Source organism: Microcystis sp. M_QC_C_20170808_M9Col, from assembly GCF_007095495.1.
Classification (GTDB): Bacteria; Cyanobacteriota; Cyanobacteriia; order Cyanobacteriales; family Microcystaceae; genus Microcystis; species Microcystis aeruginosa.
Genome location: NZ_SFBZ01000078.1, coordinates 1 through 14,251, shown reverse-complemented (window position 1 = coordinate 14,251; position 14,251 = coordinate 1). Strand labels below are relative to the sequence as shown.

Sequence of the window (14,251 nt, the reverse complement as noted above, 5' to 3'; positions counted from 1 at the left end):
ACCCTAAATAACTATGACTTTAGACCTGCGCGGCACTCCCTGCCCAATTAATTTTGTCCGGACAAAATTGCAATTAGAGAAAATGCCCGCCGGGGAACGGTTGGAAGTCTGGTTAGATGCCGGGGAACCGATCGAACAGGTTCCCACTAGCCTGACAGTGGAGGGTTATCAGATAGAATCGATCGAGGACCGAGATAGCTTTTTTGTTCTCAAAGTCTATCGCCCCGATTCCTAAATGGTAGATGCACAATTAACCGGTTTATACGGCACAGTGGTGGCCGTACAGGCGAATTTCTATCAGGTGCGCTTGGATTCTCCCGTTATGGGCGAGAATCTCCTCTGTACCCGTCGCGCTCGCTTGCAGAAAATCGGTCAGTCGGTGATGGTTGGTGATCGGGTGCGCGTGGAGGAAGCCAATTTTGGCGATCAACAGGGTGCAATCGCAGAAGTCCTCCCCCGCAGTACCGAGATCGATCGGCCGGCCGTTGCCAATATCGAGCAGATTTTGCTAGTTTTTGCCCTTGCTGAACCCGTCCTCGATCCTTGGCTGATCAGTCGTTTTTTGGTAAAAGCCGAGTCCACAGGCTTAGAAATTGCCGTCTGTGTCAATAAAATCGATCTGGGGGAACCGGAACAAATAGAACTCTGGGGCGATCGCCTAGATAGTTGGGGATACCGGCCCTTTTTTGTCAGTGTGGAGAAAAATCGGGGATTTGAGGCTTTATTGGCACAATTAAACCATAAAATTACTCTCTTGGCCGGTCCATCGGGAGTGGGAAAATCGAGTTTAATTAATTGTCTAATTCCTGAGATTAATCAACGGGTGGGGGATGTGTCGGGAAAACTGCAAAAAGGTCGTCACACTACCCGTCATGTGGAGTTATTTGCTTTACCAAATCGGGGTTTATTGGCCGATAGTCCGGGGTTTAACCAACCGGATATTAACTGTTCACCGGAACAATTAACTTTTTATTTTCCGGAAGTGAGAGAGCGTTTAGCTTTGGGAAATTGTCAATTTAATGATTGTACTCATCGTCGGGAACCTAACTGTGTGGTTAGGGGAGATTGGGAACGTTACCAACATTATTTAGAGTTTTTAGAAGAGGCGCTCGCACGGGAACAGTCATTGCAGAAAACTAGCACAAAAGAGTCAAGTTTAAAGTTAAAAATTAAAGAAGCAGGTCAAGAAACCTACGAACCCAAATTAGCTAATAAAAAATATCGTCGTCCTTCCCGTCGCGGCAAAAATCAAGATCAGGAACGCTACGAAAATAAAACTCTCCAAGATATTTATAATGATGATTCTGAATAGAATCGGTTAGGTTGTCTTTATCTTCAGGATTGCTTTATAAATACTGTCTAAAGATGAAAATTTAACAGCAATGATTGTATCTATGGGTTTTTATCTGAACTATTTTTGATTTTTATTCTCGCCCTTTTGGAATTAATTAAACTTATCTACGAACTAAATTTTTAAGAGTTCTAGAGTTGGCTATTTTCCATGTTCCCTCGTCATTTTCAAGATTATAGCGAACCAATAAGGTACTTAAACCACTATTCTTTTGATCAATTTTACCCTGACTGTTATAGAGTGTTCTTTCTTCAGTAACCACCACATCAACTGTAGCTTGATCACCAGAGGATGTAAAATTATTAACTGAATCTATTCTCTGAACTCCATAGATATAATAAGCACCATTATTAGCTAACCATTCGGAAGAACTTTCTTGACCATCAGAGCGCTTTATTTTGTCATTATAAGCTTTACCTGTAAGTAATTCTTCTCCTAAATAGGGCTTGCTGAAAAAGCTTTTCGGTGGTGGCAGGGTGTGGCCCCCCCAACCCCCCCGACATCGTGGGAGTGGGGTGTGGGGTGTTCAGGGAAAAAGTCCAGGAATTTTCCCCCCGATCCCCGCAATGGCTGGCACTTTTTGAGGGGAAAAAAGTCCAAAAGTCTTATCCAACAAGGTTTTTAGATTTATTCAGCAGACCCTAAATAGGTTTGATAGGAGGGACCGAAAATATCTCTTTTTGCCTTTAACCAGCGCTCGATTAAATCCACCGCTTCTGAACGAGAAATAGAGTTAACTGTCTGTTGAGGAACAGGTGAATAGACGGGTTCAGGACTGGGGGAATAGACAGCTTCAGGACTGGGTGAGGTATCGATGACACCTTGGGTAATTTTAACTTGATTAAAGTATTTAATTAGGTGCTTTTGTCACTCTTGAGCGCGATTTAAGTTACTAAAAGTTGCTACCTGAATATTACCATCATTAACAAAAGCATCCCGACAAAAGTTATTTTTAACTCTCTCTAAACTCACAAATGTTGAATCCTGTAATAAAAATTAACATTTAGCAATAATGTCGGGGGCGTGTTTGCGGCAATAACCTTGAATAAAAAAACAAAATTAGCAATCTGCGCCCCACGCACCGGTTAAGTAAGTAATCTCAATTAATTGTGAGATAGTGGGACAGGGTTCTGGTTCTTTGTATTTTATCTTTAATTGTAACCGGCTACTTAGTTGATGATAGGTGGTGCGTTACGACGGATTGTTACCTTCAAGTCAAAGCAGCAATTTTGGCCGTCTAACGCACCCTACGTTTTACTACTGAGGTTGATTTTTTTAAGCATTATTGACCTTCTCACCTCTAAGAGCCGAAAATAAACAGAGACGACCCAAACCCAAGATTGCTGGTGAGAAGGTTTCCTGACTGGGGGCCTCTAGATTGCAACCGGCAAATTCTTGCTGTATTTCTGTTAGAAAATAAGGCCAAATGGTTAAGAAAAAATTACCGCTAAAAATTATTCGATCGATATCTTCAAGACTTTTTTGCTGTTTTTCTAACAAATCATTAACTTTTTGTCTTAAATTATCTATATATGGTATAATGACCTTCTTATTTAAATCGGTGCGACTGACCGTCCAAGTATGACCAGCTAGAGAGGAGGTAAATTCGCTTTCTTCTTGAAGGATTAATTTGGTTAATCTAGCGGCTGCCAGTAAAGATTTTTTTAAGGGATTAGTATCGGTGAGATCGAAGCGGGAAAGAGGCAAAAAAGAACGCCAGAGAGGATAAATTAAGTGAGAGAGTATGGCCTGTTCATAGGTGTTTTCCCCGTAGTTAAAATGGCTCAGAGCGATCGCTTGACGGGATAAAGAGCGAGTTTGCGGTGGGACTTCCACTATTGCTAAAGTGGTGGTCTCTCGTTTACCTTCGATCACCAGTAGGGTTTGGGGTTGGGGTTGATCGCTAGTGGGAATATGGGCCAGCGCAGTAGCGAGCGCTGTTTCTAGACTAGATAGGCGATCGGGGGGTATTAGTTGCGCTGTGAGAAGGGCTTTTTTCAGGTCATCCGTGGGGGTTTCCCCGTCATCGGTGATAATAATAGCTTCTAATCGATCTAGGGCTTCCCAGAGCCAAGAATCGGTGCTAAAATCCCGATTAGATAGCCAACTAATTAGATATTCTTCCACCTGAGAGCAGGGTAAGAGATCGCTTGTTCCCGTTGCCAGACTCCAAGAAAGAGGATAAAAATCGATCAGTCCCTGGCTTTCCCGAAAAAAGACAACTTTGACTCCCTCTGGTTGCACCGCCATTCCCAGGGACCAACGCGCAACTTCAGGGGTTGGATCGGGCAACAATAAGGGAGAAAGCAGCGCTCTGGCCGATTCTAATTGTTGACGAGTGGCGATAATTGTCTCGGAAGTAACTTCTTGCGGGTTAACTAGAGAGGAAATCACCTTGGCAAGAATCCGATCGATCTCGGTCAGTAGGGAGGAAAAGTCCTGTTTATCGGTCACTGGATAATTAAAAATACCCACAACTTTCCATTCTAGAATCAACTGTCTAAAACCAACAAAATTTAAATATTAAACCATGGAAGAAAAACGCTATCCGGCGGAAAAATCAGCAGAGATTCAAAAATTATTAGATACAGCCACTTTATTGGTCGGTTTGCCCCCTGAAACCCTCGATCAAGTTGCTTCTCATGCTGTCACCCGCACTCATCCTGCTAATCGGGCGATTTTATTAGAAAATGATTGGGGTGGTTCGGTTTACTTTATTCTGGATGGTTGGGTGAAAATTCGTACTTACGATATCGAGGGTAAAGAAGTCACCTTAAATATCCTAGGTAAAGGGGAAATACTCGGAGAAATGGCCGCTTTAGAAGAATCTCCCCGCTCCACCGATGCTATCACCTTAACCACGGCCACAATTAGCAGTATTCCCGCCCAAGATTTTGTTAATCTGCTCAAATCGGAACCTTTAGCGGGAATTCGTCTTTCTCAGTTAATGGCCAAGCGTTTGCGTCAACTTAACCGGCGTTTACGTTTACGGGAGGCCGATAGTCTCTCCAGAGTCGCCGATACTTTACTCTTTTTAGCCGAAGGTCAAGGAGAAAAAAGCTGCCAGGGTACAGTAATTCCCAATTTACCTCACCGGGAATTGAGTAGTATTAGTGGCCTGGCCCGGGAAACCGTGACCCGCTCCTTGACCAAATTGCACAAAAAAGGACTGATTCAAAGACAGCAGGAATCCCTCTGTATTCCCGATCTGGTCGCTTTAGAAAAAGTGATCACCTAAATTCAGTGATCAGTTATCAGTTATCAGTTATCAGTTATCAGTTATCAGTTATCAGTTATCAGTTATCAGTTATCATACTAAATCCAGTTATTAAAGACTGATTATCTATTCCTCCTTTTGCCTATTGCCTATTGCCTTTTGCCTATTGCATGAGTGCCTATCTTCACTAGGAAATTTATTTTGCACGATTACTTATGACTGAAAGATTAACCGGTTTTGGATTGGTGCTGGTGACAACAACCAGCGAAACGGAAGCGGAAAACTTAGCGATCGCCTTACTTAACGAGCGCTTGGCAGCTTGTGTCAGTATTTACCCGATTCGTTCCATTTATCGTTGGCAGGGACAGATTGAAAACGAGAGCGAATGGCAATTAGCGATTAAAAGCGATTTAAAGCAGTTTGAGCAGTTATCGGCGAAGATACAGGAACTTCATACCTATGCAGTCCCAGAAATCATCGCTTTACCGATTGTGGCGGGTTCTCAGACCTATTTAGACTGGTTAGCCTCCCATACAGGTGGGGTGTCGGAATAGACTGATCGGTAAGTTTAGCGAAAAAAATCTATATAATTCTTAATAAACTATCTCAGGAAGCGCAAAAAGTTTTAATCTAGATGCTGATTAAATTTTTAAACATCTGGTTTTAAGACCGATCGCCTCCACGATTGGAGAACTCAGCACATCGTCAAGGGAGATAGTTAAAATCCAATGAGTCTTAAGGCAAGCGGTGGCAGCTCCTTAGCGCGTCCCCAACTCTATCAAACCGTCCCAGTATCTGCCATTACCCAAGCAGAACAACAAGACCGCTTTCTCGATAAACCCGAACTCAATGAACTGATCGCCTACTTCCAATCGGGGAGCAAGCGCTTAGATATTGCCCAAACGCTCACCCGGAACTCCGATCTGATCGTCTCACGGGCAGCTAACCGGATTTTTACCGGCGGTTCCCCCATGGCTTACCTAGAAAAACCCCCCGTGGAAGAATTGGCCCTGGTGGGTGCGGGTAAAGTGATCAACGTCCAGGAAGGGATGAAATTAGGAACCGTTACCTACGCTGAAAGCGGGTCTGGTGGCGGTGGTGGTTTCCTCGGGGGCTTAAAGGGGATTTTCGCCTCTAGCGGCCCAATTCCCCCCGGATTCCGACCGATTAACGTCTCTCGTTACGGTCCGAGCAATATGCAGAAGTCCCTCCGGGATTTATCCTGGTTCCTGCGTTATATTACATACGCGATCGTGGCCGGTGATACCAGTATCCTGATCGTTAATACCCGCGGTTTAAGGGAAGTTCTCGAAAATGCCTGTTCTATTGATGCCACCATCGTGGCCCTGCAAGAAATGCGGGCCGCTTCGATCGAGTATTTCCAAAGAGACAAGGATGCGGCCACTTTAATCAGTGACTATTTCAATATCCTACTGGGGGAATTAAAAGCCCCCACCCCCTCTAATAAACTGCGTCAGCGTCCCAGTAGTGACCAACAGGGTTTAAGTCTTCCCCAAAGCTACTACAACGCCGCCGAAAAACGGCAAAAGTTTGTCATGAAAACCGGTTTATCGGAGTCGGAAAAATCTGCGATTATCAAGGCCGCCTACAGACAAATTTTTGAACGGGACATCACCCGCGCCTATAGTCAGTCCATTTCTGACCTAGAATCGAAGGTGAAAAACGGCGACATCTCGATGAAAGAATTTGTCCGTCGTCTCGGTAAATCGCCTCTCTATCGTAAACAGTTCTTTGAACCTTTTATCAATAGTCGCGCTCTAGAATTGGCTTTCCGTCATTTCCTCGGTCGCGGTCCTTCCTCCCGGGAAGAAGTGCAGAAATACTTCTCGATCGTCTCTAGCGGCGGTTTAGCGGCGTTAATCGATGCTTTAGTCGATTCTCAGGAATATTCCGACTATTTCGGCGAAGAAACCGTTCCCTATCTCCGGGGTTTGGGTGCAGAAGCGCAGGAATGTCGCAACTGGGGGATGCAGATCGACCTGTTTAACTACAGCGCACCTTTCCGCAAAGTTCCCCAATTTATCACCACCTTTGCTAAATACGATCGCCCCTTACCGGATCAGCACGTTTACGGTTCCGGAAATGATCCCCTAGAAATCCAATTTGGGGCAATTTTCCCGAAAGAAACCCGCGAACCTAGTTCTAGTCCCGCTCCCTTCGGTAAAGATACCAAACGTATCCTCATCCACCGCGGACCTGCCACTAATAACCAAAATAGTAACCCCGGCGCCCGAGGTGAATTCCCCGGTACTTTGGGACCGAAAGTTTTCCGTCTCAATAACGAGTTACCCGGTTCTAGCAATGGAGTAAGCGTTAAATTTGGCGAAAGTTCCACCCAAAGAGTGATTTTAGCGGCTTATCGTCAGGTTTTCGGTCGAATGCCCTACGAAGGTCAGCGTTTATCCGTGGCCGAGATTAAGTTAGAAAATGGCGATATTACTCTGCGCGAGTTTATCAAAACCCTAGCTAAATCCGAGGCTTTCCGGAAAATCTACTGGACTCCTCTCTATGTGGTGAAAGCGATCGAATATATTCACCGTCGTCTGCTCGGTCGTCCCACCTACGGTCGTCAGGAAATGAATCAATACTTCGATCTTTGCTCGAAAAAAGGCTTCTATGCTTTAATCGATGCTCTGATCGACAGTCCTGAATATACGGAAGCTTTTGGTGAAGATACGGTTCCCTACGAGCGCTATCTAACTCCCCAAGGGATGCAGTTACGGATGGTGCGTTTGGGCAATCTCCGCGAAGATATCGGCCAAAGAGTTGATAAAGAGGAAACCCCGCGCTTTATTGAATTGGGTACACCTTCGAGTTCGATTCGCACTGAACCCGATATTCAATCTCGTGTCGGTCAAGGTGTCACGGTTCAACGGGAACAAACTAAGATCTTTAAACTGTTAACTAATCTGGATAAAGTTGCCGTACAAAATACTGTTCGCGCCGCCTATCGTCAGATTTTTGAACGGGATCTCGAACCCTATATCATCAATGCCGAATTTACCGCTTTAGAGAGTAAATTAAGCAATGCTGAGATCACGGTGAAAGAGTTTATTGAGGGTTTAGGTTGTTCGGATCTTTACCTGAAAGAATTCTATGCTCCCTATCCGAATACGAAAGTAATTGAATTGGGAACCAAGCACTTCTTAGGTCGCGCTCCCTTGAATCAAAAAGAAATCCAGAAATATAACCAAATTCTGGCAACTAAGGGATTAAAGGCCTTTATTGGTGCCATGGTTAATAGCATGGAATACCTACAATTATTTGGTGAAGATACGGTTCCCTATCGTCGTTTCCCGACTCTACCAGCCGCTAATTTCCCCAATACGGAACGCTTATACAATAAGCTGACTAAACAGGATAGTGAACTGGTGGTTCCCAGTTTTAAACCGGTAGTTAAAGTCGGTGGCTAATTAGTCCTTGAAGTTAGTTAATTTAGCTCGTGTTCAACACGAGCTTTTTTTTCAGGACAAATTACTGCCCAAAATTTATTATCGTCAATCAAGGGGATAACAATGAGCCAAATTAAAGTTAAAAACTTCGGTCTAATTAAGGCGGGTTTACTAGAAAATGATGGTTTTATCGACGTTCGGAAAGTAACGATTTTTATCGGTAATCAAGGAACTGGAAAAAGTAGCATTGCTAAATTAATATCAACATTAAGCTGGTTGGAAAAAGCTCTATATCGTGGGGATTTAGAGGAAAAATATGTGACTAAATATAAGCGTTTTGTTAAATCTTTTTGTCAATACCAAAATTTAACCAATTACTTTTTACCCGAAACTCAAATTGAATACAATGGAGATGTTTATCGAATTAGTTTTGAAAATGCTAAATTATCGATCGAGCGTACTGATAATTCAAAGTATCGAGTACCAAAAATTATGTATGTACCAGCAGAGCGAAACTTTTTGAGTGCAGTAAGATGGCCAGAAAAACTCAAAGGACTGCCAGAATCATTATATACTTTCTGGGAAGAATTGGATCGCTCACAACAGGAATTATCTGGCAGTTTGACTTTGCCAGTAGGTGAGGTTAAATTGGAATTTGATAAACTCAATAGACTGGCCAAGATTGTGGGTAGTGATTATAAACTAAATCTATCAGAAGCTTCCAGTGGTTTTCAGTCTTTTGTTCCTTTATTTCTCGTTTCTCGAAATATTGCTTTATCGATTAATCGAACTCAAGAAACTTCCCGCAATGAACTCAGTGGAGAGGAGCAAAAAAGATTAAAAATGGAAATCGAGAAAATTATCTCTAATGATAATCTTTCCGATGACCTAAAAAAGGCGGCACTAGAAGTATTATAGCAATTCCCATAGTTGTGAGGTACAGAATCTTAGGTTTTGAGGAGTCAGGAGTCAGGAGTTAAGATTTTGGTGTACCTCATGAGATTGGGAAACGCTATATCTTCTAAATACCGCAATGAGTGTTTTGTAAATATTGTGGAAGAAATCGAGCAGAATCTATTTCCCCAATCTCAGAAAAAGATTTTATATAAATTATTTGAATTTGTCAATTTAACTCAAGGAAATAAACTCATTTTAACTACTCATAGTCCTTATATTATCAACGATCTAACCCTAGCTATCAAAGCAGATAAAGTTATCAAAAAAATCCTATCATCAGCGATTTCTAACGCCGATTATCTCCAAGAAAAGCTCAACCAAATTGTCCCGAAAGCCTCTTGTATAGCGGCAGAAGATGCTATTGTATATGAATTAACAGAGCAAGGAGAAATCCGAGAACTTGCTACATATAAGGGTTTACCTTCTGATGAAAATTATCTCAATCTTTCCCTAGGAGAGACAAATCAGCTTTTTGATGATTTACTAGAAATCGAAGAACAGTTATGAAGATCAATTTCTTTGATAAAAAATGTCAGAGTCAAACCCATCGGCATAAATTTGGAATTTGTGATCGGCCACCTCCCCCAGAAACTCCCGCTTATTTAGATACAGAAAATCCCAGGGATTGGATTGCTATTGTGGAAAACTCTCAAGAAATTGAAGTGACATTTACCGCTATTGATAAATGTATTGAAATTAGAAAAGTCGATGGTAGTGGTGGCATGGATAAACGCTGTGATGGAATGCTGACCTATGCCAATTGTTTGATTTTTGTAGAATTAAAAGAACGAAAGGGGAAAAATTCGGGGTGGGTAGGAGACGGATAAAAGCAACTAAGAAACACAATTCGGGTATTTATTGAAAATCATGGTATAGAGGATTATTCATCTAGAAAAGCCTACATTGCTAATAACAAAAAGCCTAACTTTCAGACTTCACAACAGGAGAGGATGGAAAAATTTCGCCAAGAAACTGGGTTTAGATTAATCATTCAAAGTATCATCAAAATTGACTGATTTAATTCTCTTTGATTCGGTGGCTCTGAAGATATTGATTTTTTAGAGTTTAGAGATATCCTAGTTTGATGTTGAATCTCACCCTGAATCCGTTGCCAAGCTGTGATCAACTTTAAACTTTTCACTCAAGGAGTGCGGAATAGAACCAGCTTCTCGAACACCAGCTTGAATTTCTGGTAACTTGATCATTGAGTCTCTGTCCTCAAACTTTTTCTAGGTACTGGTCAATCCTAATTTATACTAAATCCAGTTATTAAAAACTGATTATTTATTCTCCCCTTTGCATGAGTGCCTCTTGCATGAGTGTCTGTCCTCATATGTTACCTATACTCAATGGATTTAGGATTAGTATCCTATAATACCAATGCTTAGGAAACTATAAAGAAAATCCCAAGATTAAGCGAATCCCCTGCCGAAAAACGCTAGAGTAGAATAAAATGCCTAATTTTTTCGACAAAATTGTTATGACAGTTACCAATAGACAAGAGCTAGAAGAACTGATTCAACAGGTAAAAAAAGCTCAACAACAATTTGCCAACTATAGCCAAGAACAAGTAGATCTTATCTTCAAAAAAGCGGCATTAGCAGCTAACAACGCTCGCATTCCCCTGGCTAAAATGGCCGTACAAGAGACAGGGATGGGGGTAATAGAGGATAAAGTGATTAAAAACCATTTTGCCTCAGAAATCATCTACAACAAGTATAAACACAGCAAAACCTGCGGCATTATCGAAGAAGATAAATCCTTTGGATTGCAAAAAATCGCCGAACCCGTGGGCATTTTAGCGGGGATCGTACCCACCACAAATCCCACCTCTACAGCCATTTTTAAAGCCCTAATTGCCCTGAAAACCCGCAACGGCATCATTTTTTCCCCCCATCCGCGAGCGAAAGACTGCACCATCGCGGCGGCCAAAATTGTCTTGGAAGCGGCCGTCAAAGCGGGTGCGCCGGCCGGTATTATTGGTTGGATCGATCAGCCATCGGTGGAACTTTCCCAAGCATTAATGCAACATCCCAGCATTAATTTAATCCTCGCTACCGGCGGTCCTGGTATGGTAAAAGCGGCCTATTCTTCGGGAAGACCTTCCTTAGGAGTCGGTGCCGGCAATACCCCCGCTTTAATTGACGAAACCGCTCATATAAAAATGGCCGTTTCCTCGATTATTCTCAGTAAAACCTTCGATAACGGCATGATTTGCGCCTCCGAACAATCGGTAATCGTTGTCGATAGCATCTATGAAGAAGTTCGACAGGAATTTATTGATCGCGGGGCCTATCTTCTTTCCCCCGAAGAAAGGGAAAAAGTCGTCGGGATTCTCCTAAAAGATGGTCATATTAACCCCGATATCGTCGGGCAACCAGTGGAAAAATTAGCCGACATAGCGGGAATTTCTGTTCCAGAAGATACAAGATTACTAATCGGAGAAGTAGAAAATATTGGTTTAGAGGAACCATTTTCCTACGAAAAACTCTCGCCAATTTTAGCTATGTACCGAGCGAAAGACTTTGAAGATGGGGTGAAAAAAGCCGAAAAACTGGTCTTATTTGCGGGTCGAGGTCATACGGCCGTGCTTTATACCGCACCCTCAAATCGGGAACATATTAAACGCTTTGAAGACAACGTAGAAACGGCCCGGGTATTAATTAATACCCCTTCCTCCCAAGGTGCGATCGGTGATATCTATAACTTCCGTCTCGATCCTAGTTTAACCCTCGGTTGTGGCACTTGGGGCGGTAATTCCATCAGCGAAAACGTCGAACCTACCCACCTATTAAATATTAAAACCGTGGCCGAGCGCCGGGAAAATATGCTTTGGTTCCGAGTACCACCAAAAGTATATTTTAAATACGGGTCATTACCGATCGCTATTCGGGAATTAGCCGGCAAAAAACGGGCCTTTATTGTCACCGATAAACCTCTTTTTGACCTAGGAGTTACCGCACCTTTAGAGGAAGTTTTAGAAGAAATCGGCATCACGATTAATATCTTTTATGATGTGGAACCCGATCCTTCCCTAGAAACCGTCGAACGGGGGTTAAATGTCATTAATACCTTCAATCCCGATGTAATTATCGCTATCGGTGGCGGTTCCCCCATGGATGCCGCTAAAATTATGTGGCTACTCTACGAGCACCCAGAGATAGAATTCGAGAGCTTGGCCATGCGTTTTATGGATATCCGCAAACGAGTCTATGAATTGCCCCCTTTAGGCGAAAAAGCTCTGATGGTGTGTATTCCCACCACTTCGGGAACAGGATCAGAAGTGACTCCCTTCGCCGTCGTGACCGATCGCCGTAATAATATTAAGTATCCTCTGGCAGATTATGCCCTAACTCCCAGCATGGCAATTGTCGATCCGGAATTAGTGCTAAATATGCCGAAAAAATTAACAGCCTACGGCGGAATTGACGCTTTAACTCACGCTCTTGAGGCCTACGTCTCGGTTTTAGCCTCAGAGTACACCAATGCTCTTGCTCAAGATGCCATCCGACTGCTGTTTAAATACTTGCCCAGTTCCTATCATAACGGAGCTAAAGACCCGAAAGCGCGGGAAAAAGTCCATTATGCGGCGACAATGGCCGGAATGGCCTTCGCTAATGGCTTTTTAGGCATCTGTCACTCCATGGCCCACCAATTGGGGGCCATTTTCCACATTCCCCACGGTCTGGCCAATGCCTTGATGATTTCCCACGTCATCCTCTATAATGCCACCGATGCCCCCTTTAAACAGGCTACCTTCTCTCAGTACAAATATCCTAACGTGAAGTGGCGCTATGCCAGGATCGCTCATTCTCTGGGATTGGGAGGAGAAAGCGAGACCGAAAGTGTGGAAAGATTGGTATTAGCGATCGAATGTTTAAAACGGGAAATCGGTATTCCGGCCAGTATCAAAGAGGTAATTCCCGAAACTGAAGCCGAATTTATGGCCAAATTAGACCATTTAGCCGAACAAGCTTTCGATGATCAGTGTACCGGAGCCAATCCCCGTTATCCCCTGATCGAGGACTTAAAAACCCTGTTAATCCAAGCTTATCACGGCAATTTGCCCCTAGAGGTGGCGGTAAATGGTCACGGTGATGTCAGTCTTGCCGATTTGAAGTTAGATCCGCAACCCTTGAGCTTGTAGAGATAGATTTTGCCTTTGATCCCCCCTACCCCCTAGTAGGGTTGATTCATGAATCAACCCTACACCCTACACCCTACACCCCACACCCCACACCCTGCCCCCACGAAAAACTTTTTCAGCAAACCCTACTTAGCCACTACTTAAAAATTATCTTTTTTCCCCCGCAGCCGTGCAAACACTTGTACTGGTTCGCTGCTATCCATGGTCATGGCCAAAGCGGGACTATCCCAACGCAAAAAAGGATTAGTCAGCTTTTCCGTCCCCAAAATTGCCGGAATCGTGGGAAGATCTTGAGCGCGATTTTTCTCCACTTCCCGATAACGCTGTTGCAGAGCTGCATTATTAGGGTCAACTGTCAAGGCAAACTTTAAATTATTTAACGTATATTCGTGAGCGCACCAAACCCTGGTCTGGTCAGGCAGCGATCGCAATTTAGTTAAAGAAGCCACCATTTGCCCCGGTGTTCCCTCAAATAAACGACCACAACCCCCCGAAAACAGGGTATCACCACAGAATAACTCGCCGTAATCTCCGGGGTTAACCGGGGGAAAATAATAGGCAATATGGCCGCGAGTGTGGCCGGGGACAAAGAAAACCTCGGCCCAGCGACCGGCAAATTCCACTCGGTCCCCCTCCTCTAAAAACAGCTGCTGGCCCGGAATGCGACCGCGATCCTCCTTTCCCCCATAAACACAAAGATGGGGATAACGATTAATTAAAGCCTGATTAGCCCCCACATGGTCGCCGTGGTGATGGGTATTGAAAATAGCGACTAAATCCACCTGTAAAGCCTCTAATCGCCTGAAAACCGGTTCAGGTTCCGCCGGATCCACCACGGCCGCGATTTTTTGCGCTCGATCGTAGAGGAGGAAAATATAATTATCGGAAAGGGCGTTAAGACGTTCGATCTCCATGGTAGAATCTTGGGCTAAGGTTTAACTCGATCATACCTATAGCAGCATCTTTGAGAAATCAGGCTAGAAACCTCAACCACTGGGACAAAATCTTAAATATGGCCGATGTAGAATAATAACTATAATAAAAGTGTCATCGAAAATTTGGGTCTGAAACCCCGTCGTTCTACGACGGCTTTACTGTTAAATATGAGCATCGTTTACGAAATATATGCTAAAATGTGAGGTATGGAAAAAGCCTATTCTTACCGA

General features: G+C 43.5%; 10 protein-coding genes and 2 pseudogenes. 9 read left to right on the top strand and 3 right to left on the bottom strand.

The window, feature by feature from the left end; all coding sequences use genetic code 11:
* The first annotated feature begins 13 nt into the window (after positions 1-13).
* The gene (locus tag EWV68_RS04915; RefSeq protein ID WP_002792863.1) at positions 14-235 is read left to right on the top strand and encodes a sulfurtransferase TusA family protein; all 222 of its coding nucleotides are present in this window, start codon (positions 14-16) and stop codon (positions 233-235) included.
* On the top strand, positions 236-1,312 hold the full coding sequence (rsgA, locus tag EWV68_RS04910; RefSeq protein ID WP_287169006.1) for a small ribosomal subunit biogenesis GTPase RsgA: 1,077 nt from the start codon (positions 236-238) through the stop codon (positions 1,310-1,312). It abuts the gene before it with no gap.
* Between the two features lie 142 nt (positions 1,313-1,454).
* Here rsgA and EWV68_RS04905 read toward each other — a convergent pair.
* Positions 1,455-1,793 (bottom strand): annotated as a pseudogene (locus EWV68_RS04905) (ARC6/PARC6 family protein); the annotation flags it as partial.
* 833 nt (positions 1,794-2,626) lie between these two features.
* A complete protein-coding gene (locus EWV68_RS04900) occupies positions 2,627-3,826 on the bottom strand; it encodes an acetate and sugar kinases/Hsc70/actin family protein (RefSeq protein ID WP_287169004.1) in 1,200 nt (399 codons plus the stop codon).
* 55 nt (positions 3,827-3,881) lie between these two features.
* Here EWV68_RS04900 and EWV68_RS04895 point away from each other — a divergent pair, with 55 nt between their 5' ends.
* The 7 genes and pseudogenes from EWV68_RS04895 to adhE all read left to right on the top strand — a co-directional run bounded on the left by EWV68_RS04895 (position 3,882) and on the right by adhE (position 13,085).
* Complete coding sequence (locus tag EWV68_RS04895) at positions 3,882-4,589, top strand: Crp/Fnr family transcriptional regulator (protein ID WP_287169003.1); 708 nt, start codon at positions 3,882-3,884, stop codon at positions 4,587-4,589.
* A 194-nt stretch (positions 4,590-4,783) separates the two neighbouring features.
* Complete coding sequence (cutA, locus tag EWV68_RS04890; protein WP_061431015.1) at positions 4,784-5,122, top strand: divalent-cation tolerance protein CutA; 339 nt, start codon at positions 4,784-4,786, stop codon at positions 5,120-5,122.
* 174 nt (positions 5,123-5,296) lie between these two features.
* Complete coding sequence (locus EWV68_RS04885; RefSeq protein WP_287169002.1) at positions 5,297-8,002, top strand: phycobilisome rod-core linker polypeptide; 2,706 nt, start codon at positions 5,297-5,299, stop codon at positions 8,000-8,002.
* A gap of 102 nt (positions 8,003-8,104) precedes the next feature.
* Positions 8,105-8,899, top strand: coding sequence for an ATP-binding protein (locus EWV68_RS04880; protein WP_287169001.1), 795 nt, complete (start codon positions 8,105-8,107; stop codon positions 8,897-8,899).
* Between the two features lie 78 nt (positions 8,900-8,977).
* Positions 8,978-9,445: an AAA family ATPase gene (locus EWV68_RS04875; RefSeq protein WP_287169000.1), complete on the top strand. Its 468-nt coding sequence runs from the start codon at positions 8,978-8,980 to the stop codon at positions 9,443-9,445.
* Positions 9,442-9,954, top strand: a pseudogene (locus EWV68_RS21815) (hypothetical protein). The gene EWV68_RS04875 and the pseudogene EWV68_RS21815 overlap by 4 nt, the downstream one beginning before the upstream one ends.
* Positions 9,955-10,418: 464 nt before the next feature.
* Positions 10,419-13,085, top strand: a complete 2,667-nt coding sequence (gene adhE, locus EWV68_RS04865; RefSeq protein WP_287168997.1) for a bifunctional acetaldehyde-CoA/alcohol dehydrogenase — start codon at positions 10,419-10,421, stop codon at positions 13,083-13,085.
* Between the two features lie 140 nt (positions 13,086-13,225).
* Here the strand turns inward: adhE and gloB are convergent, their stop codons facing one another.
* Positions 13,226-13,999, bottom strand: coding sequence for a hydroxyacylglutathione hydrolase (gene gloB, locus EWV68_RS04860; RefSeq protein WP_061431012.1), 774 nt, complete (start codon positions 13,997-13,999; stop codon positions 13,226-13,228).
* Positions 14,000-14,251 lie beyond the last annotated feature (252 nt).

Excerpts from the sequence above, each read along its gene's own strand:
- EWV68_RS04895 (WP_287169003.1), top strand. The coding sequence starts at position 3,882 with ATGGAAGAAAAACGCTATCCGGCGGAAAAATCAGCAGAGATTCAAAAA.
- EWV68_RS04915 (WP_002792863.1), top strand. The coding sequence starts at position 14 with ATGACTTTAGACCTGCGCGGCACTCCCTGCCCAATTAATTTTGTCCGG.
- EWV68_RS04875 (WP_287169000.1), top strand. The coding sequence starts at position 8,978 with ATGAGATTGGGAAACGCTATATCTTCTAAATACCGCAATGAGTGTTTT.
- adhE (WP_287168997.1), top strand. The coding sequence starts at position 10,419 with ATGACAGTTACCAATAGACAAGAGCTAGAAGAACTGATTCAACAGGTA.
- EWV68_RS04885 (WP_287169002.1), top strand. The coding sequence starts at position 5,297 with ATGAGTCTTAAGGCAAGCGGTGGCAGCTCCTTAGCGCGTCCCCAACTC.
- cutA (WP_061431015.1), top strand. The coding sequence starts at position 4,784 with ATGACTGAAAGATTAACCGGTTTTGGATTGGTGCTGGTGACAACAACC.
- EWV68_RS04880 (WP_287169001.1), top strand. The coding sequence starts at position 8,105 with ATGAGCCAAATTAAAGTTAAAAACTTCGGTCTAATTAAGGCGGGTTTA.
- gloB (WP_061431012.1), bottom strand. The coding sequence starts at position 13,999 with ATGGAGATCGAACGTCTTAACGCCCTTTCCGATAATTATATTTTCCTC.
- rsgA (WP_287169006.1), top strand. The coding sequence starts at position 236 with ATGGTAGATGCACAATTAACCGGTTTATACGGCACAGTGGTGGCCGTA.